This is a genomic window from Acidocella aluminiidurans (assembly GCF_055383125.1).
Window position 1 is genome coordinate 1,781,681 of sequence record NZ_AP031589.1, and the last position, 23,932, is coordinate 1,805,612.

A 23,932-nucleotide genomic window follows, 5' to 3' on the forward strand; every position below is an offset into this window, starting at 1 on the left:
GGCGACAATGCCGCGCGTCAGCCCAACCCGACCGCGGCAAGGATTTTGCCGACCTGCCGGTCCGAGCCATAGCGATCATACACGCTGCTGGCCGCCTTTTCCGCAATCTCGGCATAGGATTCGGGCTTGCTGACAAGCTCGATGGCTTCCGCCAGCACGAAATCCCATTCATGCGTCCGCGCCAGGCGTCCGGTCACGCCATCCTGGATCGCCTGCCGGAAGGCCAGCGTCGGGGTGGCGATCGTCCACGTGCCGACCGCCGCCGCCTCGAAGAATTTCAGCTCGCTTTTGCAGTTTGTGAACAGATTATCCTGCAGCGGGGCGATGTTGATTTCGACCTCGGCGATGACGCGTTGCAGGTTCAACGGGTCCTGCAACGGCACGATTTCGACACGATCCATGAAGGGCTGCAACGCCTCCGAGGGCGGAGGAAAGCCGACGATGCGCAGCCGCACCGTGCTGTTTTCAGCCATCAGGCGCACCAAAGCGGGGACGGCGATGGCGAAATCCTTGTTGTGCGTCGGCGTGCCGCTGAAATATCCGATGGTGATGTCACCGGTTCCGTGAAACCCGCGCTTGCGCTTGGCCGCCAGCAAGGCGCGCGAGACCTCTTCCTGATCGGGCGCGAAATAATTGGGAACGATGTGCACCGGCAGATGCGGAAACGCTTGCGAAATGCGCGCCGCCAGAAACGCGTTCGTGGTGATCGCGCCTTCGCATAGACGTGCCGTCGCTGCCATGCGGCCGAAATAGGCGAACCAGAAATCCCAATGCACTTCGGCATCGGTCGGCTGGTCCAGCGTATCCATCACCAGATGGACCTGGTTGATGTCGAACACCATATCGTCGCAGTCGAACAGCAATCTCGTACCCGCACCGTTCGCCGCGACAATCAGCCGCGCCAACGCGGCGTCGTAGCGGAACCGGCAGATGACAAGCACGTCGATCCCGGACAGCTCCTTGATCAGGACCGGAATATCCTGCCGCTCGAACCAGGCAGCGCCAATATCCGGACGCATTTTTTCCAAAGTGGCGGCCGGGTTGAAACAGCGATAGCGAAAGGTGCTGGTATCGCGTTTTTCGTACAGCCAAGCGATCCTGGGGCGGCCGCGGCGCAGCGCATCGAGACGTGAGTCCAGGCTCTGTTCGTCCCAGAGCATCTCTTTGGGCAAGGTTACGTCAAGAAGATTATAGAACATCTCAGTTGGCGCGATTCAGTTTTTGATCGATCCGAGACACGACGGCTTCAAGCGCCAGCGTCCAATCGTGGTTGATATGGTCGGCCTTGCGGTTTGCCTGAATGGCCGCCTCATTCTCCGCCAGCGCCTCAAGCCGCTGCAACCCCGCCACCAAGCCCTCGACGCTGGGCGGCACGGTTAAGATATTCCCTGAATAATTCAGCAAATCCCGCTTTCCAGGATGGGTATTGGTCAGCACCGGCACGCTCGCCATGGCCATGTCCAATGGTGGATAAGAGGGATGCGGTGTATCCATGAGCACGAAGCCGGCACTCAGGCTCGCGACAAATTCCTGATAATCCCCCCAGGAGAGATGCGACACGATCTGCGGAACAACCCCCCGGGCCAGCTTGAATTTCGGAACATCCCGGCCAATCAGATGGATTTCCCAGCGATCCGGCGCGAAGCTGCCGGTGGCGACGGCTGCGTCCAACGCCTCGATGCCGCGCCAGAAGAGATTACGCAGATTATTGGGGCGCGCATAGAAAAACAGCCGTCGCTTCGCGGTGGATTTGCGCGCCTTGCCCCCGCCGGGAAAGGCCGGCTCGAACCACAGGCCGTTTTCCTTGAGATTTTCGAAAGGCTCCGCGCCGGAGCTGAGATGTTGGAACAGCCTCTCGGTGTTGACCACGGTCAGCAGCGCCGGATGGCCCATCGTCTCCGCGCAGAGCAGCTGCTCGTCGCCACGGGCATAGAACAGGCGTTCATCTTCCTGGATCAGCGCGATGATGCGTGACGCCGGCACGACCCCCAGCGTGGCCTTGGTCGTCCACCAGGAGGTGGTCAGAAAAATCTCATCCGCCGAAACCGGCAGTATCTTGCTTCCATCCAGCGGTGCCATCGCGGTTTCCAGCGAACCGTGCAAACTGACATTATTGCGGCGTAAAACCTCATTGACCGCGGAGGCATCCGGCTCTTCCGTACGGGTGACGATACGCAATGTCGCCTGGAATTTGTTGGCAAGCAACGCGCCCAGGATGATCGCCGTGCCGACACCGCCGAACAGCGATGACGGGCCGACGCTGTCCGTGACCAGGGAGATACGTTTCTGCGCCGTTGCCGCCGGAAAACAATCGAATGGCTGCAGGGACGGAAAGCGCGCCGCCAACAGGCTGGACACGCTCGGGAGCGACGCGGCGGGCTCGGGGGCCGGGGCCAGCGCCGGGGCAACACCGGGCTCCGCCAAGAATTCAATCGGCGCGGCGACAGACGCCACCGGCACCGGCTTGGCTTGCAGGAGGCTGTTTGGCCGGTAGAGGGCTTTTACGACCTGTTTTATCCGCTGCCGGGCCGGCGCCGGCAATTGCGTGGCGATCCGGCGCAAAGGATAGGTTGCACGCCAGCTCGTGGAATGAACGATCGCCTCTTTCTGCGTGACGGCGTCGGCCGCGATGGCGCGCAGCGCTTCAGCTTCTCCATGCTGGACCTGCAACGCATTCGCCCGCTCGGTCATTTGCTGAAGCGACGCCCGCAGAGCCTGCAATTCATGGTCCTGGCGCGCCCTGGCCCGCCGCTCCTCGGCCAGGCCGGCTTGGCTGCGCCGCTCATGCGCGCGCTGTTCAGCCAGGTCACGCTTGGCTTTTTCAAGGGCAAGCTCGCTGGCGGCCAGCGCCGCTTTGGCGTCGTCGCCGACCTGACGCGCATCCGAAAGCTGCCGGAATATGGCTTCGACCGATTGTTCGTGCGCGAACACGCTGTCCGGCAGGGCCGGCAGTTCGGCATCCGATGCGACACCGATCAGATAGACGGCGCGCGCCAGCCCGGTCGTCGCCTCGATCGTCGTGGCGTCTCGTTTCTCGTAGGTTCGCACCCCGGCGCGGCCTTCGAGAATGGCCGAGCCGATGAAGGTTCTTTGCGGTAGAATACGCATGGTCTTGAAATGCGCCGACAGCGTGGCTTCGAATTCGGCGCGCGACAGTTCACGGATATGAAACGGGTTGACCCCCATGCCAATACCGGAATGAACGAGCCTGTCCGGCGTGCTGACGAGCAGAATGCCACCAGGCCGCAACACCCGCCGGACTTCGGCGAAGAAGCTCTCGTGATCCCGCAGATGTTCCAATGTTTCGAACGAAACGACGACATCGAAGGATGCGTCATCGAGTGGCATGGCGGTGGCATCGCCGGAAATGAAGTTCAGATTGGCGGTCGAATATTCTCTTTGCGCGTGAAGCCTCGCCTCCTCGGCCAATTCGACGCCGACCACCTGGCGCGCCACCGTGGCCAGCATGGAACTGCCATAGCCCTCCCCGGAAGCGATATCCAGCACATCGCGGTCCACGCAGAAATCGCGCGCGAAGCAATAGCGATGGAGATGCTCAAGCTCAACCTGGCCACCGAAATCAGAGGTCAGGCGTTCACCTGAAAAGGGCAACGGGGAGGAAGGCTGCTTCAACCGAAACAAGCCATCGGGGCTACGTGCCAATTTAGAACTCCAATCACTCAGGCCGTCTCATTGGTATTGAGCAAACTAAACAATTAGTAAATAGGGCAGATAATCGGTCTAAATTTATCCGTTTTCCCAGCTTATGCTCAGGTTTGGTACGGGCAAAGGTCCCGGTTTTGCCGGTCTGGCCTAAGCTCCGGCCTGCTAGAGCAATATGCGTTTAGGTTGACCCGTCAGCGTCACCCTAAATGCATGAAATTGCTCGCCAAAATATAAACAGAGCGAGTGGGTATAAACCCATCTCGCTCTGGTGGCACCCGCCGAATCCGCGCTCCAAGCCGGAAATACGCTGAAGCGGGCGCCGCGGCCTGTTCGGCACAAACGCCGCCCGCGTCTACCAGTCGATGGACATGCCGCCGGGGCTGTCTCAGGCGGGCGACCATGCAGATGAAATCCGTTGTCGTCAGCTCAACCAACGCAACCCGCGGCGCCTGCGAGGCCGGCGCCGCGCCCCTGCGTCTCGAACCAGAACAGCCCCGCCTCATCGATGGCGATGTGGTGCAGCCCCGGGCTGACCGGGAGCGGACAATACCCGCTGAGGATCAGGCCTTCGCCGGGCAGGCGCCAGCGCACCAGGAAGCGGCCTGCCTCGAAGCTGGCGCTGAGCGCCTCCGCCGGGATGCCGGAGTCGGCCGGGGCCAGGCGCACCGCCTCGCCGCGCCAGAACAGCCTGGCCTGGGCACCGCGCGGCGCGGGGCCGCGGGGGGTGAAGGCGCGGCCGCCCAACACCAACCTGACCTGCTCAGCTTCGCGCCGGACCGGCACGCAGACCCCGCCCAGCGCGCCGGTGAAGCGCGCGATATAGGGGGAGGCCGGGCTGCGCCAGAGATCGATCGGCGTGCCGTGCTGGCGGATCACCCCGGCCTCCAGCACCGCCACCTGGTCGGCCAGCTTCCAGCAATCCTCGGGGTCGTGGCTCACCAGAACCGCGGCAATGCCGGCGGCGCGCACGCTCTCGCGCAGCTCCTCGCGCAGCATCTCCCGGCTTTCCAGATCCAGGCTGGAGAGCGGCTCGTCCAGCAGCAGCAAACGCGGCTGGCTGGCCAAGGCACGGGCAATGCCGACCCGTTGCTGCTGGCCGCCGGAGAGCTCCGCCGGGCGGCGATGCGCCACATGCTCCACCCGCAGCCGCGCCAGCAGCGCCTTCGCCGCGTCGTTGCGTTTGGCGGTGCCGGGCGGCAGCGCCAAAGCGACATTCTCCCGGCAGCTCAGATGCGGCCAGAGCGCGAAATCCTGGAACACCATGCCCAGCCCCCGGCGCTGCGCCGGCACGAAACCGTGTTTGCCATCCTCCACCAGCGCGCCATTCAGGCTGATCCGCCCGGAATCCGGCCGGTCCAGCCCGGCGATCAGCCGCAGCAGCGTGGTTTTGCCGGAGCCGGACTCGCCGGCCAGCACCAGGAACTGGCCTTCCTCCAAAGCCAGCTCGATGCCGCGCAGCACCTGCCGCCCGCCCAGCCGGCGGTTGAGCGCTTCGATGCTCAAACTCAGCATCTTGCGGCCTCCTGGCCGGATTTAGCCCGGCCCAGCCGCAGCGCGAGGTTCAGCCCCAGCGCCAGCAGCCCCAGCGTGCCCATGCCGAGCAGCGCCAGCTGCGCCGCCTCATTGTACTGCCCGCCCATATCGGCGGCGAGGATGGCGACGCTGAGCGGCATCTGCCCGGGCACGTAGAGCAGTTCGGAGACCGGCAGCTCGAACATCACCGTCGCCACCACCAGCAGCCAGGCCTGCAGGCCGGGGCGGGCCAGAAGCGCGGCTTCGATATCGATCAGCCTTGTCTGTGGTGACAGGGCGAAAATCCGCGCCGCCTCGTCCAGCCGCGCATCCAGCTGCGCCAGCGCCCCGCCGACCAGCCGGATCGCCATCGGCAGCGTCCCGGCGGCGTAGGCGATGACCAGCAGCAGCACCGTGCCGTAGAGCGGGAAAAAATCATTATTGAAGGCGACGACATAGCCCGCCCCGAGCACGAGCCCCGGCACCGCCATGTTGGCGCTCAACCCGGCCTGGAGCAGCCCGGCGAAAAGCGGATGCCGGCCGCGCTGCAGCTTCAGCAGCGCCATCGCCAGCCCCAGCGTCAGGCTGGCGGCGAGCGCGCCATAGCCGAGCGAGCGCGGGATCGCCGTGAACAGATCGGCCGGCGCCGCCGCGCCGAACAGCGCGACATCCGCCATCGCCAGCAGCGGCAGCGCCAGCCCCAGCCCCCAGAGCGCCAGCGCCGCCCCCACCAGCCCCGCGCACGCCGCACCGCGCGGCCTCTGACGCAGGCCATGGCGGGCCTTGCCATGCACCAGCACGGCCCGGTAGCGGCGCTGCACCGCCATCTGCAGCAGGCTCAGCATCGCCGCGGCGCCGATCAGCCACCAGCAGAGCCGCGCGGCGCCGGCGAAATCCGCCGGCGTGGTGTTGAGGCGTTGATAGATGCTGTAGGTGACCACGGGCAGCTGACCGGCGACGCCGAGCGTCGCGGGGATCGAGAAATCCTGCATCGTCTCGATCGCGGCGATGGTGAAGCCGGCCGCCATCGCCGGCAGCGCCAGACGCAGGCCCAGCCCCAGCCGGCGCCAACGCGGCAGCCGCAGCACCAGGGCCGCCTCCCGCAGCGAGGCCCCGGCCCCGGCATAGGTGGCGCGGGCGACGAACACCGAAAACGGCAGCGCCTTCACCAGATACAGGAAGGCCAGACCGCCAGCGCCCAGGAAGGCATGGCCAAAGGCAGAGTGGCGCATCTGCGGATGGCTGAACAGGATCAGCCAGCCCGTGGTCAGCACATAGCCGGGCATGATGAAGAGCAGCCACAAGGCCAGCCCCAGCAGGCTGACCAGCCGGCCGGAAAACCGCTCCAGCGCCAGCGCCAGCGCCGCCCCGGCGGGGGCCGCCAAAACCCCCGTCAGCAACGCCAGCCCGCCCGAGTTCAGCAGCGGCCGCCAGTTCAGCGATGCCCCCTGCCCCACCCCCATCGCCAGCAGCCGCGCCAGGGGATAGACCAGCAGCAGCACCAGGAGCGCGAGCAGCGCCCCGCGCAACAGCCTCATCGCGCCGACATCGTCTGGGCGAACCAGCTATTGACGGTGGTTTCCAGCTTGCCCCACCGCACCGGGTCCAGCGTCACGAGGTTCAGGCCGGAGAGCGCCGGCGCGCCCGGCAGCGGCGCCGGCGCGCCGGTGGTGATCGGCCAGAAATTGCCATCCGACCCGCCCTTGTCCTGCCGCAGCTTCTGGATGTCCGGGCGCATGGCGAAGGCCAGGAACCGGGCGATTTCCTTGCGCTTGGCGGCCGAGACGCCCTTGGCTTCCACCATCACGCTCGGCAGCACATAGGCGGGGCTGGGGACGGTGATCCGATAGCCGGGATTATGCGCGGCGAAATAGATCGCGGCGGAGGATTGCACGATGGCCAGGCTGATCGCCTGCGCCTTCAGCGCCGCCAGGGTGGCGCCGTTGGCGTCGAACATATGCAGCCCGTTGGCCTTCAGCGCCAACACATAAGCCTGGCCCTGGGGCCAGCCGCCGGCATGGTCGAGCATGCCGGCCAGCATCGGGTAGGTGGGGCCGGAAATCGAGGGATCGTTCATGCCGACCAGCCCTTGGCAGGGTGCGGCCAGCAGCGCGTCCCAGTTGCCGGGCGGGTTCGCCAGCCGCGCCGGGGCGGAGATGAACACACCGGCCAGGGTGAAGCCGGTGGGGGCGAAGGCAGCATCGGCGGAGAGCAGGCTCTGGCCGGTGGCGGTGAGGTTGGAAGGGGCCGGCATGTCATGCGCCAGCAGGCCTTTCGCATCCAGGGCGGCGGCGGCGGTGGCGCCGTCGAACCAGCCGATATCCCAATCCGGATGCCCGCCCTGCGCCACGATGCGCGCCAGCAGGCTGCCGGTGGAGAGCCTGATGGCGCTGACCTTGATGCCGGTCTGCTTGGTGAAGGCGGCGGCGACGGCGGGGCCGTAATCCAGCCCGGTATAGAGCACCAGGCCCGGGCTGGAGGCGGGCCATAGCAGCAGGCCGGCGATCACCAGGATGATGGCGGCAAAACCGGCCGCGATGAGCTTGCGCATGGCAGTGCTGTACCTTGAAAGAAACGGTCCGTCCGGTCAGTCGGCGTCGAAATCCTGGCTGGCGGCGGGACGGAAGATCACGAGCACGGTGACGTCATAGACCCGCCCGGCAAAGCCCGGCGGCGGGGCTGGATAATGCGCGATGCGCGCGGCCTGCAGCGCCGCCTGGTCGAGCAGCGGAAAGCCGCTGGAATGGGCCAGGGCGATGTCGCTCACCACGCCGTTGCGGTAGGTGAAGGTGATCTCCGGCGTGCCGCCTTCACGCGCCATCTGCGCGGCCTGCGGATAGACGCGGTTGGCCACACCCTGCACGGCATTGCGCATCGCCAGCCGGAACGCATCCACCTCACCCTGGGACGGGGCGGGCGGCAAAGCGGGTGCTGGCGGCGCCGGCGGCGTCACCGGTTGCGGCTTTGGCGGCGGGGCCGGCTGCGGGCGCGGCTGCGGCGGCACCACATGATGCGGGACCACGTGATGCACCGGGCGCGGCGGCGGCGGTTTGGGCACGCTGGGCGCCGGAACCGGCTTGGGCGGGGGCGGCGGCGGCGCGGGGGTGGGCACCGGCGGCGGCGGCACCGGCTTCGGCGGTTGCGGCACGGGCGGGGGCGGTTTGGGCGCGGGTGGCGGGGCGGCCTGGATGGTCACCTTCACCACCGCCGGCTGCTTGGCCGGCGGCGGTTGCTGATGCTGCATGGCCGGCAGCAGCAGCCCCAGCGCCCCGGCCTCGAGCAGCAGCCCAACGCCGATCGCCAGCAGGAAGCGGCGATTGGAATGCCCCTCCCCGCCCCATTCACCGGACATGCCAGCCATCATTGCGCGGCCTGCGGCTGCGCGGCGATGCCGATATCGGTCACACCGGCCTTCTTGGCGGCGTCGATCACCGTCATGAAATGCTGGAAGGCGCTGGCCTTATCAGCGGCGATGGTCACTTCCGTCTTGTCCGGCGCGCCATCGGCGGCGAACATGGCGCTGAGCTGGTCAGCGCTCATCACCTGGTCCTTCACCTTGATGGTGCCATCCGCCATGACATTCACGATGAATTTCGGATGCGGCAATTGCTGCGCCTGGGAGGCGTTGGGCAGCTGCATCGAAACCCCGGCGTCGGGGATCATCTGCATCGTCACGATGATGAAAAACACAAGCAGGAACAGCATCACATCGATCATCGGGATGATCTCGATGCGCGCCTTGCGGCGTTCGAAATAGCGCATGCGGGCGGGCTCCGCTCAGACCGTGGCGAATTTGGCGGCGGTGCTGGCACCCGCGCCGGCCTTGCCGGCCTGCACCACCGGCGCGCCGTCCATGCGGTTGACGATCAGCACCTTCAGCGAATCAAGCTGATGCACGACCAGCCGCACCTGGTTGGACAGCGCGTTGAAGGCGGCAAGCCCCAGCATGGCGATGAACAGACCGAAAGCGGTGGCCACCAGCGCATCCGCGACACCGCCAGTGACCTCCGCCGGGGCATGGCCGGGCGCGGCCAGAACGTTGAAGGCGTGGAACATGCCGATGATGGTGCCGAACAGACCCATCAGCGGCGCCAGGGTGATGATGGTGTCCAGCAGCCAGAGCCTGCGGTCCAGGCCGGGGGCGATCAGCATCACCGCCTCGTCGAGCCGGCTGTTCAGCGCCTCGGCATTGACCATGCCGGCATGGCGCAGGGCGGTATCCAGCAGCGCGGCTTCCGGCAGCTTGCCGGCGCGGTTGCGCAGCGCCACCAACTCGCCAGGACGCAAGGCCGTTTCCTGCGCGGTGGCGCGAATGATGCTCTCGCCACGCAGAATGGTGCTGCGCAGGAACCAGAAGCGGTCCAGGATCACCGCCAGCGCCAGCAGCAGCAGCACCGCCATCAGATAGAGAATCCCATCCGAATAGTTGGCCAGGTAGACGATATATTTGATGGACATGAGAAACTCTCCTTCTGCAGCGGCCGATACAACAAAGGCGGCGCCAGGACGTGTGACAAATTGGAGTCAAAACGGCGAAAGGCCCGCCGCCGCGCGGCGGGCCTTTCTTGTGGAACAATCTTACAGCGAGGAGCCGAACCCAACCGGCACGCTGACCGAGGCGAAGGCCGAGAAGCCGGTCAGGCGCAGATAGAGCAGGTCGCCGGCGCCGTTGGTGCCGTTATCGAAGATGATCTGCTTCTGGTTGGTGATGTTATCCAGGTTCAGCTTCACCTTGATCGGATCCTTGTGCGGATTGTCGTGGTTGAAGGTGTAGCCCAGCGTGACGTTCACGACATTGTACGGATCATACCAGCCGGTCGGGGATTTGCCGCCGCCGGCACTGCCCTCGGCCTGGCCGTTGGCGATGTTGGTGCCGTTATTGCCGCTATATTCACCGCCGGTCCACTGGTCGAGCACCGAGGCGTAGATGCCGTCATGATCGTAGATCACACCGAAATTCGCTGTGCCCTGCGGCGCCTGTTTGATCTTGATGTTGGTCGAGGTCTTAAAGGCCTGGTTGTAGCCGGCATTGCCAAACAGCGTGACGCCGTTGCCAAAGCTGTAGGCCAGCTCGCCTTCGATGCCGCGATAGATCACGCCGCCCTGGTTATAGTAGAACTTCTGCTTGTTGACCGTGGTCGAGGCGATGTAGTTCTGGAAATGGATGTTATAAACATCCCCGCCAACCGCCCAGTGCGCGTCCTGATAGGCCAGGCCGGTCTGGAAATTGATGGTGCTTTCCGGCTTCACGCTCTCGGTGGTCAGCGCCGTGGTGTAGAAGGTGTTCAGGTTCGGCGCCAGGAAGCCTTCCGCGCCCTGCACATAGCCGGTCAGGTTCGGGCTGAAAGCGTATTTCGCATCGAAGGAGGGCAGCAACTTCGTGTAATCATGCGTATAGCCGGTCGGCAGTTCGGTCTTCTGGTTCACCTGCGCGTTCAGCGCGCGGCGGAAATAGGCCCATTTCAGGCCGCCGGTGAGGGTCAGCTTGTCGGTGACATGCCAATCCACCTGGCCATAAGGCTGGAACGTGTAAAGCTGGTTATGCTGCAGCCGTTCGATCGACCCGTTGGCATTGTCATAGCCGGGCAACTGCGCGCCGGTGGTGGTGTTGATGCCCTTGCCGCCATTGCTGTCCAGCGGATCATAATTGACCGCGTTGGCGTTGGTCAGCGAGACATTCTGTACGAAGCGGCTATTGACCTGATGGTCGAACCAGAAGCCGGTCTTGATGTCGCCCCAGCCAAAATCCTTCTGCAGGCGCTGGATGGTGCCGACGGAGCGGTAATCCATCATGAAGGTCTGGCCCGGAATCCCGGCCACCGCGGCACCGCCGGGGGTCAGCACCACCTCATTGGGCACGGCCCCGGAGGAGACCGCCTGGGTGACGCCGTCGGCATTGGTGTCGTTGGTGTCGTCGCCGTTCAGATCGTGATGGTAGTAGGCATAGGTGTAGATCTTGCCGTCATACAGGAAGCCGTCGCCGAGCGCGGATTGCAGGTCGGCATATTCCATATCGGTGGTGATATGGTCGTTATTGAAGCGGTAATAATTCTGCGAGTTCGGATTGCCGCTGAGATTATAATTCCAGCCCTGGGTCGCCATCTCGGAGAGCGTCGCGCCATAGACCGGGTTCTGATAGAGCTGATTATGGTCGGCCATCAGCGTCAGGGTGGTGCGCGGGCTCAGCGGGATCACCACCTTGCCGAAGAAATTCGTGCGCTGCTGGCCGGAATAGCTCAACGCGCCATCGCTCTGCATATGCTCGGCCTCGAACACCGCCGAAGCGCCGTTGAGCGAGGAGATCGCGCCGGTATCCAGGCGCACGCTGTTATCGGAGGTGTTGTAGCTGCCATAGGAGCTGTTCAGCGTCGCGGTCGGGGTCGGCAGCGGGTTGATCGTGCGCAGCGAGATGGTGCCGCCGAAGGTGGCATCGCCCACCGTCTCCGCCTGGCCCGGGCCGCGATCGACAATGGTCTGGCCGATCAGCGAATTGGTGAAGAAGGAGGTGGAGTGGTGGGTAAAATCGTTGGAATCGCCGAAGGGGATGCCATCGAAGGTGACGTTGTACTCACCGTCCTGGAAGCCGCGGATGGTCGGGCCGGAGGTCTCCGAGAGGCCGGGACCGTTCGGGTCGATGTTGCTGACGGAAGGCGTCAGCCGGGCGATATCCGCGTAGCTTTCGGTGCCGGTGAGCAGGTTATCCACCGTGTGCTTATCCACCAGCGAGGTCGGCTGGGTGGAATTCAGCGGCGCCTTGGAGGGCGACTGATAGGGCGCGGTGCCCTTGGTGTTGACCAGATTGGCGGGGTTGTCGGTGCCGGTGGCGAGCACCGAGCCGAGATCGAGATTGACCGGCGTGCTGGCGCTCTGCGCCATCGCCGCCGGCGCGATCATGGCGCTCGCGGCAAGACCGATATAGAGGCTGCGCATGGAACAAAAGCCGCGCAGCGCCACGCGCGCCCGCGATCCCCAGAAGACAGACATCACAGAAACCTTCCTGTTGATTTTGATGTAGCGGCTACTACTAAATTTATTTATTTGGTTGTTTTACTACTTCGTGATTCTTTTATTGCAGTTCAGCGACTCTTCAGCCGGTCGGCGCGCAGCCGCTCGCGCTGGTCGGTGAGCCGGAATATGGCGGCGTAGACGGCGGTGAACGCCCCCAGGCAATTCCCGCCGACGATCAGGAACATCAGCAGAATCTGGTATTTCGCCGCGGAGATCGGGTCCATGCCGGCGAGCAGCTGGCCGGTCATGATGCCGGGCAGGGTGATGATACCGGCCGCGCTCATCACATTGATGGTGGGGATCAGCGCGGTGCGGATGGCGCGGCTGGAGGCGGCGTGCAGCGCCACGAACCGCCCCTCCCCCAGCGCCAGCCGGGCCTCGATGGAGGCGCGCTCGCGCCCCACCGTGCCATAGAAACTGTTCAGCGCCAGCGACACCGCATTCATCACATTGCCCAGCAGAATGCCGATCAGCGGCAAGGCCTCGCGCGCCACGTACCAGGGCGTGGGGCGCAGGGCGGTGGTGAGCGCCAGCACCGCGATGATCATCGAGGAGATGCCGATGGCGCTGCCGGTGGTGAGATATTGCCAGGGGCCGGGCAGCCGGTAATCCTGCCGCGCCCCCACCTCGTAACTGGCGGCGCAGGCCATCACCAGCGCCGCCAGCAAGGTCAGCCAGGGGTTGGAGCGCTCGAACAGCAGCCGCAGCACGAAGCCGACCAGCATCAGCTGCACCACCATGCGCAGCGCCGCGATCAGCAAGACGCGATGCACCCGCAAGGCGAGCAGCAGCGAGAGCAGGGCGCACATCAGGATCAGGCCGGAGGTGATGGCGAGGCTGGCCGGGGTCAGGTCGATCGGGTTCATAGCGGGCGCTCGCACAGGCCGGTATTGCTCATCTCATAGCGCCGATGGGCGATGCGCCCCGCCTGCGCCTCATTATGCGTCACCACCAGCAGCCCCATGCCGCCGGCCGTCAGCGCCGCGAACAAGGCTTCCATCTTCAGCGCCGTGGTTTCATCCAGCGCCGAGGAGGGCTCATCGAGCAGCAGCACCCGGGGCTGGCGGATGATGGCGCGGATCAGCGCCATGCGCTGGCGCTCGCCGGTGGAAAGCTGGGCAACCGGCGCCTCCAGCAGCGCCTCGGCCAGACCCAGGCGCGGCAGCAGCGCCAGGGCGGCCTCACGCGGGGCCATGTGCGCGCTCACCCGCTCCGCCCACCAGCCGGGCTCCGCCGGATTGTACATCACCTGGCGGCGCCAATGCGGGGCGGGCATCGCCTCGCGGTTGACACCGTCCAGGCTGAGCTGGCCCTCATTCGGGTCCAGATCCGCGATCATCCGCAAGAGCAGGCTTTTGCCGATCCCCGAGGCGCCCGAGATCACCACGCATTCCCCCCGCGCCAGGGTGAGCGCGAACGGCCCGCCAGCCAGGCCCCGCAACCCTTTGACGGCAAGCAAGGGGCCGCTCATGCCATCCCGCCTAACAAGGGGTGAGACAGAACTGTCACAGGAGCAAGGCTAGGAACCAGCCTGAATATGAGGTATGACATTGGTAGCATTTGCTACATAACCACCACCCGCCTTGCAACCACTACCGAATTGACGTTTTGATGAAAGCCTCCCGCCCCCCGCCGCCGCTGCCCTTAGATGCCACGCCGGCCGCCGATTTTTCCGCGCAGCTCGCCGCGCACGAGGCCGATATGCCGCCGGCGATGCAGCGCGTGGCCCACTACCTCGACCGCAACAAGGTCGCCGTCCTTGCCCATTCGGCGGCGGAGCTGGCGGCGATGATCGGCACCTCGGACGCCACCGTCATCCGCACCGTCCAGGCGCTGGGGTTTCAGGGCATGGCGGAGCTGCGCCAGAGCATCGCCGCTGGCATCGGCAAATCCGCCGCCCCTTTGCAGCATATGCGCCAGACCTTCGAGGATCTGGAGGGCAAGGGCTCCTCGGCCGCGGATCTGGTCATTGACACCCATATGGAATCACTGGCGCAGCTGCAGGAGCCGGCGGCGCGCGCGCAAATCCATGAGGCGATCGCGCTGCTGGGCGGGGTGGCGCGGATTGTCATCTACGCGGCCGGCCCGTCACGCCTGCTGGCGGACTATCTGCGCCTGCTGATGGGCCGCCATGGCCAGGCCTGCAAGACCATCGGCCAGGGCGGGCTGGGCCTGGCCGATGAGCTGCTGGATCTTTCGGAGCGGGATGGACTGCTGATCCTTTCTTACGGCAAGCCCTATAAGGAAGTGCTGCTGGCGGCGAGCGAGGCGAACAAGGCCGGCGCCAAGATCGTGCTGGTGACCGACACACCCAACACCAGGCTGGCGAAGCTGGCGCAAGGGCTGATCACCGCCCGGCGTGGCCGTACCGAACGCGTGGCGCTGCATGGCGCCACGCTGATCATTCTCGAAGCCCTGGTCATGGGGCTGGCGATTGCCAACCAGAACCGCACCATTCGAACCCTGGCCCGGCTTGGCATGCTGCGCGACGCGCTGGGATAGAGCGATATGCGTTTCGGTTGACGCCCCAGCGTCACCCTGAACGCATGCAATTGCGCGCCAAAACATGAATAGAGCGAGTGGGTGTCAACCCATCTCGCGCTGGCGGTTCTTGGTGCCGCTCTTTTTCAAAAATCGGCACCTGGGCAGAGTTTTTACGAAACCGGCTTATAAACCAGCAGCCGCAGCGTCCCCGGCGCGAAATTGTAGCGCGGCGCGAAGCCAGGATGTTTCACCTTGCCCTTGCCCTGCGGCGTGGCGGTCACCAGAAATACATCGCCATTCGTCTCATCCAGCGCCATCGTCCGCGCGCCGATCTGCGTCCTCACCGGCGCCAGAGCCTGGTAATGATCGGCGTCGATCTCGCGAATCACCGAGAGCGTGCCGGTGCTGTTGGCGCTGAACACCAGATGCCGCTTGGCATCGAAGGCGGCGCTGTCTGACCCTTTGCCGATATTCAGCAGCGCCACCTGGGCGCCGGTGGCGGCATTCACCACCGCCAGCTTGCCGTTCTGGCAGCTGGCGAAAACCCGCATCGTGGCGGTATCCATCGCCAAGCCGGTCGGCGCCGCGCAACCGGGCAGCGCGTCGCTGATGACGAGTTTTTTCGCCTTGGTGTCAACCACCGCGATCTGGTTCTTGTCATTCAGCGCCACGTAAAGCCGGCCCTGCCCATCGGCTACCAGATATTCCGGCTTGCCGGGCAGATCGATCCTGGTCTCCTGATCGGTGGCCGGGTCGAGTGCCAGCACCGCCTGGGAGTCGCCGGCCGCAACGAAAATATCATGGCTGGCGGCGTCGAACACCATGCCGTCAGTATCCTCGAGCGACGGCAGCGTCTTGATCAGCTTCAGCGTCGCGGGATCGAACTCCGACAGCGTCTTGGTGCCGGAACTGTCGGTATAGCCATCGCCGGTGGCGGGATCGAAGGCGATGCCATGGGTATCGTCCAGCCCGCTCACCTCGCCCTGCAGCTTGCCGGTGGCAATGTCCACCACGCTCACCGCCTTGCCATGGGCGATGAAAAGCTGCCCGGTGGCGGCGTGATAATGCAGATAATCCCAATGCGCGCCGCCGCCGAGCGGAATCGTCTTTGCCAGCACGTAGGCGGGCGCGGCGGCATGGGCGATGGGCGCGCAGGCGGTCGAGAGGCACAGCGCCGCAAGTCCGGCTTGCCAAAGATGTCGCATATCAAATCCTTTTGAGCGGTGGGGAAATTAGCGGGGTATCTGTTTATCCTGAGGCTGGGGCGTCAAGATAAACAGATGAGACGGCTCGCCAAACAAGAGCCCGAGCGAGCGGGTGTAAACCCACCTCGCTCTAATTTCATGGTTCTGAAATACTTCAGATTTCCGAACCACGACACTTATTGCGCTAGAGCCTTCAGCTTTTAGCTGAAGGCTCTAGCTTTCGCTTTGGCGAGCAATTTCTTGTGTTGATTTTGACGCTGGCGCGTCAACCTAAACACATATTGCTCTAGGCGCGGGGCTTGGTGAGTTTCAGCAGCAGCACCGGCAGCGCCAGCAGCACCAATGGAAACTGCACCAGCAGCCCGGCGATGATGGCAATCGCCAGCGGCTGCTGCATGCCGGCCCCCTGGCCGAGATCCAGCGCCAGCGGCAGCAGCGTCAGAATCGCCGCCAGCGTCGTCATCGCGATCGGCCGCAGCCGGTTCCCCGCCGCCGTGGCGAAGGCCTCGCGGGGCGGCAGCGTCTCCAGCAGATGCTGCGCCTCGGAGACGAAGAAGATCGCCATCTCGGTCGCGATGCCGACGATCATCACCATGCCCATCATCGCGGTGATGTTCAGCGGCACGCCGGTGAGAAACAGCCCGGTGAACACCGCGGTGGTGGAGAGCAGCGAGGTGCAGATGATCGCCGCCACCCAGGCGAAGCGCTCATAAAGCAGCAGCAACAGCACGAACTCCGCCAGCAAGGCGGCGATGAACACCCGCACCAGACCGGCAAAGGCGATCTGCTGCTGCTTGTAGAGCCCGCCCAGCGTGTAGGTTACGCCGTTGCCGAGAACCCCAGGCTGGGCCAGCGCCTTTTTCACTTCGGCGATGCCGGCGCCAAGCCCGGTGCCGTTGAGCCGGGCGGTGACATCCACCACCTGCTGCAAATCCTCGCGGGTGATCTCCGGCTGGCCGGAGGCGATGGAGAAGCTGGCGATGCTGGAGAGCGGCACCAGCGCGCCGGCCGGCGTCGGGATCGGTAACTGCCCCAGCTGCGTGGTGTTCAGCCCCGCCGCGCCTTGCGCCCGCACCCGGATGCCGGTGAGCTGATTGTTCCCCTCGAAGGTCGCGGCCACCGTGCCGGCCATGGCGGTCTGCAGCATCGCCGCCACCTTGCTTGGATCGAGCCCCAGAGCCGCCGCGCGGGCCTGGTTGACATGGATCTCGATGGCATCGCCGGCCGGCACCACGCCGTCATCGATGGAATCCACCCCCTGGATCTTGCCCAGAGCCGCCGCCACGCGCTGCGCCGCCCCTTCCAGCGCCGCCGGATCGGCCGCCGCCAGACGCACATCGATCGGCTGCGGCGTGCCGGTCATGTCGCCCAGCTCGTCGGACATCAGCTGGTGCGGATCGATCTGCACGCCCGGCACCTTCGCCGTGACCGCATTGGCGATGCGGTTCATCACCACATCCACATTGGCGCGCTGGCTGAGCGGGGTGAGGCGGATGACGAAATCGCCCTTGTTGGATTCCGCCAGATCGCCGCCGAAGCCGGCGCCGGCGCGCATCGAATAGCTGGCCACGGCGGGGTCCTTGTGCAGGATCGCCTCGATCTCGCGCATCTCGCGCTCGGTCTCGGCCAGCGAGGTGCCGGGGGCGGTGAGATAATCCATCACGAACCCGCCTTCATCCAGCGAGGGCATGAAGCCGGTCTGCACATGGCTGTAGGAGAGATAGCCCACCACCACCAGCCCCAGTACCGGCAGGCTCAGCAGGAGCGGCCGGGTGAAGAAGCGGTTCAGCAGCCGCTCATGCATGCGCCCGAGCCAGCCCTGGCCGTTCTGGCCGGGGTCGGTCCAGCGGTCGAAATCCACCAGGGTCGCGGCCAGCAGCGGCACCACCAAAGCGGTGAGCAGCCAGGAGGCGAGCAGCGTGGAGGCCACGGTGATCGACAGCGCCTTGAAGAAGGCGCCGGTGACGCCGGAGAGAAAGGCCAGCGGCACGAAGACGATCAGCGTCGCCGCGGAGGAGCCGGTCAGCGGCCGCAAAAACGCGCTCCCCGCCTGCAACACCCAGAACCGCCCGGCGCCGCGCGTGGGATGGCCGCTGCGATGCGCGATGAACTCGATCATCACGATCACGTCGTCGATCACCAGCCCGACCGAGGCCGCCAGCCCGCCCAGTGTCATGATGTTGAAGCTGAGCCCGGCCATCGAGAGCACCATCACCGCCGCCGCCAGCGAGGCCGGTACGATGGTGATGGCCAGCAGCGTGATCCGGCCATTGCGCAGGAACAGGTACAGCACCCCGGCGGCCAGCACGATGCCGATCAGGATCGCATCGCGCACGGAGCCTGCCGCGGCCAGCACCAACGTGCTCTGGTCGTACCATTTGCTCAAGCTGACACCGGGCGGAATCTGCCCCTTGAACCCGGCCAGCGCCTTATCGACGGCCTTGGCGGTGGCGACCATGTCCGAGCCGGTCTGTTGGTAGAGCAACAAGGTGACGGCCTGTTTGCCGTTGGCATCGACGCCGAGGAATTGCGGCACCACGCCCTGGCTCACCTGCGCCACGTCACCCACATGCAGCACCCCGCCAGGGCCGGCGCGCAGCACGATATTCTTCACATCCCGCACGCCGCTCACGCTGTTATTGGTGAGCAGCAGATAGAGCAGCTGGTGATCCTCGATCCGCCCGACCGATTGCAGGCTGGCCGCGCCGGAGATCGCATTGACCAGATCGGTGAGGGTGAGATGCGCCGCCGCCAGCCGCGCCGGATCGGCCGAGACCTCGACCTCGCCGGTATCGCCGCCTTGCACCTGGACATGGGCAATGCCCTTCACCCCGGAGAGCAGCGGCACCAGCTGGTATTTCGCGAGGTTGCGCATTTTCACCAGGCCGACGCTGGGGGAGGTCAGCGCATACGCCATGAACGGAAACACGTTCGGCAGCATCTGCAGAACATTGTAGCTCACCCCCGGCGGCAGGCTGGGCACGGTCTGCGCCAGGGCCGCGTTCACCCCCAGCATCGCGGTGGGCATGTTGGTGCCCCAGGCGAAATCCACCGTCAGCATCGCCGAGCCGCGCGAGGTGACGGATTTCACGTTGACCACGCCGGGCACCGCGCGCACCGCCTGCTCCACCGGTTGCGTCACCGCCAGCACCATCTGCGAGGCCGCCTGGCTGCCGGTATCGACAGTGACGCGCACGCGCGGGAAGGAGGCATCGGGATACAGCCCGATCGGCAAGGAGATGGCGGCGCTCAACCCCGCCAGCGCCAAGGCGGCGGCCAAAGTGAGAACGAAACGGCGATGCCGGTCCAGCCAAGCGCTGAACTTCACGAGCCGGCCCCCTGGGTGGCGGTCTGCATGCCGTCACTGAGCTGGTAGGCGCCCTGGGTGGCGATCTTCCAGGCGGGATTCAACCCCTTGGCCGCCAGCACGCTGGTCCGGGCCCCCTGCTGCAGCAGCTCGACATCCGCCCGATGCGCGATCCCCTTGGCATCGAGCTGATACACATACAGCCCTTTCTCATCGCGCAGCACGGCCTCGTTGGGCACCTGCACGCCCTCCAGCTGCCCCGCCTGGATCTGCACCCGCACCGGGGCGCCCAGCATCACCGGGGCGGCGGGGCGCAGCGTCACGTCGATCAGCCCGGTCTGCGCATCCAACCCGCCGGCAATGCCAACCACGCTGGCGGCAACCGGGGCGCCGCCATTCAGCGGGGTCAGCGTCGCGCCATCGCCGGTCTGCAGCTGGGCGGCCTGGCTCTGTTCGAGTCCGATCTGCGCCACCAGCCCGCTTTGCGGCACGAATTTCACCAGCACACTGCCCGCCGGCAGGCTGCCGCCCGGGGTTGCCGGCAGCGCGGTGACCAGGCCGGCCTCCGGCGCCTTCAGCGTATAGCTCTGCCCGGCGCCGGTGGCGCGCAGCGCCGCCAGGGCGCTGGCGGCTTCACGCTGCGCCTGAGTGGCGGCGGCGAGGTCGGAATTGGTGGCCAGATGCGCCGGCAGCAGCGCCGCGACATGCGCGCGCGCCGCGCTGGCGGCGGCGAGCGCATCCTGCGCCTTGGCCAGATTGGCGGCCTCGACCGGGTCCGGCCCCAGCTGCGCCAGCGCCTGGCCCGGCTGCACCGCCTCATTCGGCACCACCTGGTAGCCGACCAGCACCCCGGCCGCCTTCAGCGTCAGGCTCTGCTCCGCCGTGCCGGCGATGATGCTGCCGGGCGCGTCGATCAGCCGCGGCAGGCTCTGGCTGCGCACCGCAACCGTGCTCACCGTGGCCACCGGCGTGGGGGTATCGTCCGCCGACGCGGCGGGGCTCAGAGCATACCAGGCCGCAAGCCCGGCAACGAGGATGACGGCGGCAATCGGATAGATCGGTTTCATGATGCGGGATGTTCCGTAAGCGGCTGCGTCAGGCCAAAGCCGAGCAGCGTGGCCAGAGAGAGTTCAGCGGTTTGCAGCTGGGCGCGCAGAGCGATGGCGCTTCGCTGCCGCTCCCCGGCCACAGCCGCGAGATTGGCGAACACCGGCCCGGCCAGCTGCCCGGCGTGGTAGAGGGATTGTGCCGAATCCGCCATCGCCCGCGCCTGCGCCGCCTGGGTTCGCGCGGTCTGCAGCTCGCTCTGCAGCAGCGCGATCTGGGCCGGCAGCGCGGCGGCGGCTCCGGTGGCATTGTCCAGCGCGCTCTGATATTGCGCCCGCAGCGCCGCCCGGCTCGCCTCCGCTGCCTTGATCGCCGGACGGTTGCGGTTGAATAGCGGCAAGGTCAGGGTGAATTGCGGCCCGAAGCTCCAGACATTGGAGGTATCGCGCCCGCCCGACCCGCCCAGGCTGAGCGGCAGGAACTGGCTGAGGATGGCCGCGCGCAATTTCTGGTCCGCCTGTTCATAGCCATAGCGCAGGGCCAGCAGATCCGGCCGGCGCTGCGCCAGGCTGGCCAAAGCCGCCTTCACCGCCGCCGGGGACGGGGCGGCAATGGCGGGGGCGGCGATGGCGACCGGCGTATGCGGCTGCAGCCCCAGCAGCGCATCCAGCGCCACCTCGTCCTGCTGCGCCGCCTGGGCGGTGGTGTTTTCGCTGGATTGCACGCTCGCCAGCGCGCTCAGCGCCGTCACCCCCTCATTGCTGGTGAGGTTGCCGGCGCTGATCTGGGTCTGCGTCTCGTTGTTGATCCGGCTCAGCAGCGCATCATCCTGGCGCAGGCTGGCCAGCGTCTCACGGTCGCCCGCCAGCGTCACCGCCAGCTGCTCCGCCTTCGCCGCCACCTGCCATTCCTGCCAGAGAATATCCTCATTGGTCTGTTTCAGCCCGGCGCGGGCGGCGGCCCGGTCGGCCGGGCCGGTGATCAGCGCGCCCAGATCCTGGGTGAAGGCGCCGGTCAGCGCCGGCATGCTCCCCGGCCCGCTGAGCAGGGCCGCAAACCCGCCGGTGATGCTGGGATCGGGCGGGGTCCCGGCGGCCAGCAGATTGGCCTCGCTGACCCCGCGCTGGGCCCGGGCGGCGACCAGATCCGGGTCGTTCAGCACCGCCAGCTTGGCCAGGGTTTGCGGGCTGAGCGGCCCGCTCACATCCAGCGCCGTGCCATCCGGCAGGCGGGTCCGCAGCCCGGTCACCCCGGCCCGCAGATCCGGCGCGGTGGGCAGCGGGGCGGCGTGATAGCTGGCGCACTGGGCCAGGCCCAAAGCGAGCGGCAAACAGAGATATTGCAGCAGACGAGGCTTCATGACCGCGCTCATAACCATGTCAAATTGTCCGCCGTCTATCGCCAACTATGCAGGAATTTAATTTTTGCGCTGGCCCCCGGCCGAATTGCCAGTCAGGGCCGCGCGCGGCAGGCTGGGCGGCATGAAACTCCTGCTGATCGAGGATGACGCCCAGGCGGCGGCCAATCTGCGCGCCGGGCTGGCGCCGGAGGGCCACGAGATCGAGCTCGCCGCCGATGGCCGGGCCGGGCTGCTCGCCGCCGCCGCCGGCAGTTTCGACGTGCTGATCATCGACCGCATGCTCCCCGGGCTGGACGGGCTGGCCCTGCTGCAGACGCTGCGCGGGGCCGGCATCCACACCCCGGCTTTGTTTCTCACCGCCCTTGGCGGGCTGGATGACCGGCTGGAGGGGCTGCGCGCCGGCGGCGATGACTACATGGTCAAACCCTACGCCCTGCCGGAGCTTTCCGCCCGCCTCGGCGCCCTCGCCCGCCGCGCCCGTACCCCCGCGCCAACGACGCGGCTGCGGATCGCGGATCTGGAGCTGGAGCGCACCACCCGCAGCGTCTGGCGAGCGGGGCAGCGGATCACGCTGAAGCCGCGCGAATATGAGGTGCTGGAATATCTGTTCCGCCATCGCGGCCAGGTGGTCACCAAGACCATGTTGCTGGAAGATGTCTGGGGCTTTCACTTCACCCCGCAGACCAGCATCGTCGAGGCGCAGATCAGCCGGCTGCGCGGCAAGATCGACCAGGGCTTCTCACCGCCCTTGATCCATACTTATCGCGGCGCCGGGTACAGGCTGGATGTGGCTTAACCGGGTCTGGCGGGTTCCGGGGATCCGGCTCGCCTGGGGCGTGGTGCTGGTCTGCCTGGCCGGGGCGCTGCTGGTGTTCGCCATTGTCCACCACGCCACCGAATCCAGCTGGCGCGACCAGATCGATGCGCGCGTCGCCGCCGCGCAAGCCGACATCTCCGCCGACATCGCCGCCAATCAACGCGGTGTGGCCTGGAATGTCCGCGCCACGCTGGCCGAGGGCAGCGGCCTGCTCTATGCCGCGCTGGCGCCGGACGGCACCTGGCTGGCCGGAAATTTCCGCCCCGCCCCTGAGGTCGCGGCACACTGGACCGGGCCGAAGACGCTGCCCGGCGCGCCGGATCTCGGCCTGCCGCCGCATGTTCTGGCGATCCGCGGCAGCGTGCTGAACCTGCCGCATGGCGAGCGCCTGTTCATCGCCGCCGATGCCAGCGCGCTGATGACGCTGAAAAGCCTGATCGCCCGCTCCTTCCTCGGCGTGTTCGGCACCATCATGGCGCTGGGGCTGATCATCAGCCTGCTGATCGGCCGCGCCACCACCCGCCGCCTCGATGGGTTCACCCGCACGCTGCACGACATCGTCGCCGGCGACCTCACCCAGCGCATCGCGCTGAGCCGGCATGAGGATGAGTTCGACCGTCTGGCCAGGGAGGTGAACCAGGCGCTGGCGCGCATCCAGCAGCTGATGGAAAATCTGCGCCAGGTCACCAATGATATCAGCCATGATCTGCGCTCGCCTCTGGCCCGGCTGCGCGAGCATCTCGAACTTTCGCGCGCGCGGATGGAAGATGAGCGCTTCCGCGCCGTGTGCGACGAGGCGATCGCCCAGCTCGACCAGGCGCTGGCGATTTTCTCGGCGCTGCTGCGTCTGGCGGAAATCGAAGCCGGGGCGCGGCGGGCGCGGTTTCAAACGCTGGACCTGACGGCGTTGCTGGAAACCCTCGTCGAGAGCTATGAGCCCGCCATGGCGGATGGCGGGCTTGCGCTGCAGGCGCAGATCGAGCCGGGGCTGCAGCTACTGGGCGACCGCGATCTGATCAACCAGGCCATCGCCAATCTTCTCGACAATATCCTGATCCATGCCGAAGGCGCGAAGACGGCGCGGCTCTCGGCCCGGCGCCGCGAGGGGGAGATCGCCATCACCCTCAGCGATGATGGCCAGGGCATCCCGGCCGCGCAGCGCGAGCGCGTGATGCTGCGCTTCGTCCAGCTCGACCCGACCCGGCAAGCTGGCGGCTACGGCCTCGGCCTGCCCCTGGTCAATGCGGTGGTGGCGTTGCATGGCGGCACGATGATGGTCGGGGCATCGGAGGCGGGGGGCGTGAGGGTGAAGCTCAACCTTCCCGGCATTTAGAGCATCAAGCTTTTAGCTTGATGCTCTAAACTGTGTTTTAGCGAGCAATTTCATGTGTTTATTTTGACGCTGGCGCGTCAACCTAAACACATATTGCTCTAGCGATTGTTTAAACAAACAGGCTAAAGAATTTACAAAAGTTTTTGGCGGTAAGGGGGCTTTTTACAAACAGCCCCTGTCCATCCAGCACCTG

Annotated in this window: 18 protein-coding genes; 3 read left to right on the plus strand and 15 right to left on the minus strand. The window is 66.1% G+C overall.

Going from position 1 to position 23,932, the window contains the following annotated elements; genetic code table 11:
• Positions 1 to 17: 17 nt before the first annotated feature.
• The 11 genes from ACZ46S_RS08970 to ACZ46S_RS09020 form a co-directional block, all read right to left on the minus strand.
• Complete coding sequence (locus tag ACZ46S_RS08970) at positions 18 to 1,172, minus strand: glycosyltransferase (protein WP_464064226.1); 1,155 nt, start codon at positions 1,170 to 1,172, stop codon at positions 18 to 20.
• Positions 1,173 to 1,200: 28 nt separating this feature from the next.
• On the minus strand, positions 1,201 to 3,663 hold the full coding sequence (locus ACZ46S_RS08975; RefSeq protein WP_464064227.1) for a rhamnosyltransferase WsaF family glycosyltransferase: 2,463 nt from the start codon (positions 3,661 to 3,663) through the stop codon (positions 1,201 to 1,203).
• 429 nt (positions 3,664 to 4,092) lie between these two features.
• On the minus strand, positions 4,093 to 5,178 hold the full coding sequence (locus ACZ46S_RS08980; RefSeq protein ID WP_464064228.1) for an ABC transporter ATP-binding protein: 1,086 nt from the start codon (positions 5,176 to 5,178) through the stop codon (positions 4,093 to 4,095).
• On the minus strand, positions 5,172 to 6,716 hold the full coding sequence (locus tag ACZ46S_RS08985) for an ABC transporter permease (RefSeq protein ID WP_464064229.1): 1,545 nt from the start codon (positions 6,714 to 6,716) through the stop codon (positions 5,172 to 5,174). Before ACZ46S_RS08985 ends, ACZ46S_RS08980 begins: the two co-directional genes overlap by 7 nt.
• Positions 6,713 to 7,729 carry an ABC transporter substrate-binding protein gene (locus ACZ46S_RS08990; protein ID WP_464064230.1) on the minus strand — a complete coding sequence of 339 codons (1,017 nt, stop codon included), beginning with the start codon at positions 7,727 to 7,729 and terminating at the stop codon, positions 6,713 to 6,715. The genes ACZ46S_RS08985 and ACZ46S_RS08990 overlap by 4 nt, the downstream gene beginning before the upstream one ends.
• Before the next feature lie 36 nt (positions 7,730 to 7,765).
• Positions 7,766 to 8,530, minus strand: coding sequence for an energy transducer TonB (locus ACZ46S_RS08995; protein WP_464064231.1), 765 nt, complete (start codon positions 8,528 to 8,530; stop codon positions 7,766 to 7,768).
• 8 nt (positions 8,531 to 8,538) lie between these two features.
• Positions 8,539 to 8,940 (minus strand): ExbD/TolR family protein, encoded by a 402-nt coding sequence (locus ACZ46S_RS09000; RefSeq protein WP_295746383.1) that lies wholly within the window; start codon positions 8,938 to 8,940, stop codon positions 8,539 to 8,541.
• A 15-nt stretch (positions 8,941 to 8,955) separates the two neighbouring features.
• Entirely contained in the window at positions 8,956 to 9,636 is a 681-nt protein-coding gene (locus tag ACZ46S_RS09005; protein WP_464061611.1) for a MotA/TolQ/ExbB proton channel family protein, read from the minus strand.
• 120 nt (positions 9,637 to 9,756) lie between these two features.
• Positions 9,757 to 12,162, minus strand: coding sequence for a TonB-dependent receptor (locus ACZ46S_RS09010; protein WP_464064232.1), 2,406 nt, complete (start codon positions 12,160 to 12,162; stop codon positions 9,757 to 9,759).
• A 92-nt stretch (positions 12,163 to 12,254) separates the two neighbouring features.
• Positions 12,255 to 13,052 carry an ABC transporter permease gene (locus ACZ46S_RS09015; RefSeq protein ID WP_464064233.1) on the minus strand — a complete coding sequence of 266 codons (798 nt, stop codon included), beginning with the start codon at positions 13,050 to 13,052 and terminating at the stop codon, positions 12,255 to 12,257.
• A complete protein-coding gene (locus tag ACZ46S_RS09020) occupies positions 13,049 to 13,657 on the minus strand; it encodes an ABC transporter ATP-binding protein (protein ID WP_464064234.1) in 609 nt (202 codons plus the stop codon). The genes ACZ46S_RS09015 and ACZ46S_RS09020 overlap by 4 nt, the downstream gene beginning before the upstream one ends.
• A 140-nt stretch (positions 13,658 to 13,797) precedes the next feature.
• Between ACZ46S_RS09020 and ACZ46S_RS09025 the strand changes: the two genes are divergently transcribed.
• Positions 13,798 to 14,688: a MurR/RpiR family transcriptional regulator gene (locus tag ACZ46S_RS09025; RefSeq protein WP_295745939.1), complete on the plus strand. Its 891-nt coding sequence runs from the start codon at positions 13,798 to 13,800 to the stop codon at positions 14,686 to 14,688.
• 152 nt (positions 14,689 to 14,840) lie between these two features.
• Here ACZ46S_RS09025 and ACZ46S_RS09030 read toward each other — a convergent pair whose 3' ends face one another.
• The 4 genes from ACZ46S_RS09030 to ACZ46S_RS09045 all read right to left on the minus strand — a co-directional run bounded on the left by ACZ46S_RS09030 (position 14,841) and on the right by ACZ46S_RS09045 (position 21,589).
• A complete protein-coding gene (locus tag ACZ46S_RS09030; RefSeq protein ID WP_464064235.1) occupies positions 14,841 to 15,875 on the minus strand; it encodes a YncE family protein in 1,035 nt (344 codons plus the stop codon).
• A gap of 286 nt (positions 15,876 to 16,161) precedes the next feature.
• Positions 16,162 to 19,203, minus strand: a complete 3,042-nt coding sequence (locus ACZ46S_RS09035) for an efflux RND transporter permease subunit (protein ID WP_464064236.1) — start codon at positions 19,201 to 19,203, stop codon at positions 16,162 to 16,164.
• Positions 19,200 to 20,249: an efflux RND transporter periplasmic adaptor subunit gene (locus tag ACZ46S_RS09040; RefSeq protein ID WP_464064237.1), complete on the minus strand. Its 1,050-nt coding sequence runs from the start codon at positions 20,247 to 20,249 to the stop codon at positions 19,200 to 19,202. The genes ACZ46S_RS09035 and ACZ46S_RS09040 overlap by 4 nt, the downstream gene beginning before the upstream one ends.
• Positions 20,246 to 21,589 (minus strand): TolC family protein, encoded by a 1,344-nt coding sequence (locus ACZ46S_RS09045; RefSeq protein ID WP_464064238.1) that lies wholly within the window; start codon positions 21,587 to 21,589, stop codon positions 20,246 to 20,248. Before ACZ46S_RS09045 ends, ACZ46S_RS09040 begins: the two co-directional genes overlap by 4 nt.
• Positions 21,590 to 21,710: 121 nt before the next feature.
• Here ACZ46S_RS09045 and ACZ46S_RS09050 point away from each other — a divergent pair, with 121 nt between their 5' ends.
• Both ACZ46S_RS09050 and ACZ46S_RS09055 read left to right on the plus strand, forming a co-directional pair.
• Positions 21,711 to 22,385, plus strand: coding sequence for a winged helix-turn-helix domain-containing protein (locus ACZ46S_RS09050; protein WP_464064239.1), 675 nt, complete (start codon positions 21,711 to 21,713; stop codon positions 22,383 to 22,385).
• The gene (locus ACZ46S_RS09055) at positions 22,375 to 23,739 is read left to right on the plus strand and encodes a sensor histidine kinase (RefSeq protein WP_464064240.1); all 1,365 of its coding nucleotides are present in this window, start codon (positions 22,375 to 22,377) and stop codon (positions 23,737 to 23,739) included. The genes ACZ46S_RS09050 and ACZ46S_RS09055 overlap by 11 nt, the downstream gene beginning before the upstream one ends.
• Positions 23,740 to 23,932: the final 193 nt, after the last annotated feature.

Bases quoted from the DNA above. Each gene is read 5' to 3' on its own strand.
- ACZ46S_RS09045 (WP_464064238.1), bottom strand. From the start codon at position 21,589: ATGAAGCCTCGTCTGCTGCAATATCTCTGTTTGCCGCTCGCTTTGGGC.
- ACZ46S_RS09055 (WP_464064240.1), top strand. From the start codon at position 22,375: ATGTGGCTTAACCGGGTCTGGCGGGTTCCGGGGATCCGGCTCGCCTGG.
- ACZ46S_RS09005 (WP_464061611.1), bottom strand. From the start codon at position 9,636: ATGTCCATCAAATATATCGTCTACCTGGCCAACTATTCGGATGGGATT.
- ACZ46S_RS08985 (WP_464064229.1), bottom strand. From the start codon at position 6,716: ATGAGGCTGTTGCGCGGGGCGCTGCTCGCGCTCCTGGTGCTGCTGCTG.
- ACZ46S_RS09020 (WP_464064234.1), bottom strand. From the start codon at position 13,657: ATGAGCGGCCCCTTGCTTGCCGTCAAAGGGTTGCGGGGCCTGGCTGGC.
- ACZ46S_RS09010 (WP_464064232.1), bottom strand. From the start codon at position 12,162: ATGTCTGTCTTCTGGGGATCGCGGGCGCGCGTGGCGCTGCGCGGCTTT.
- ACZ46S_RS09040 (WP_464064237.1), bottom strand. From the start codon at position 20,249: ATGAAACCGATCTATCCGATTGCCGCCGTCATCCTCGTTGCCGGGCTT.
- ACZ46S_RS08995 (WP_464064231.1), bottom strand. From the start codon at position 8,530: ATGTCCGGTGAATGGGGCGGGGAGGGGCATTCCAATCGCCGCTTCCTG.
- ACZ46S_RS09015 (WP_464064233.1), bottom strand. From the start codon at position 13,052: ATGAACCCGATCGACCTGACCCCGGCCAGCCTCGCCATCACCTCCGGC.
- ACZ46S_RS09025 (WP_295745939.1), top strand. From the start codon at position 13,798: ATGAAAGCCTCCCGCCCCCCGCCGCCGCTGCCCTTAGATGCCACGCCG.
- ACZ46S_RS09000 (WP_295746383.1), bottom strand. From the start codon at position 8,940: ATGCGCTATTTCGAACGCCGCAAGGCGCGCATCGAGATCATCCCGATG.
- ACZ46S_RS09030 (WP_464064235.1), bottom strand. From the start codon at position 15,875: ATGCGACATCTTTGGCAAGCCGGACTTGCGGCGCTGTGCCTCTCGACC.
- ACZ46S_RS08980 (WP_464064228.1), bottom strand. From the start codon at position 5,178: ATGCTGAGTTTGAGCATCGAAGCGCTCAACCGCCGGCTGGGCGGGCGG.
- ACZ46S_RS09050 (WP_464064239.1), top strand. From the start codon at position 21,711: ATGAAACTCCTGCTGATCGAGGATGACGCCCAGGCGGCGGCCAATCTG.
- ACZ46S_RS08990 (WP_464064230.1), bottom strand. From the start codon at position 7,729: ATGCGCAAGCTCATCGCGGCCGGTTTTGCCGCCATCATCCTGGTGATC.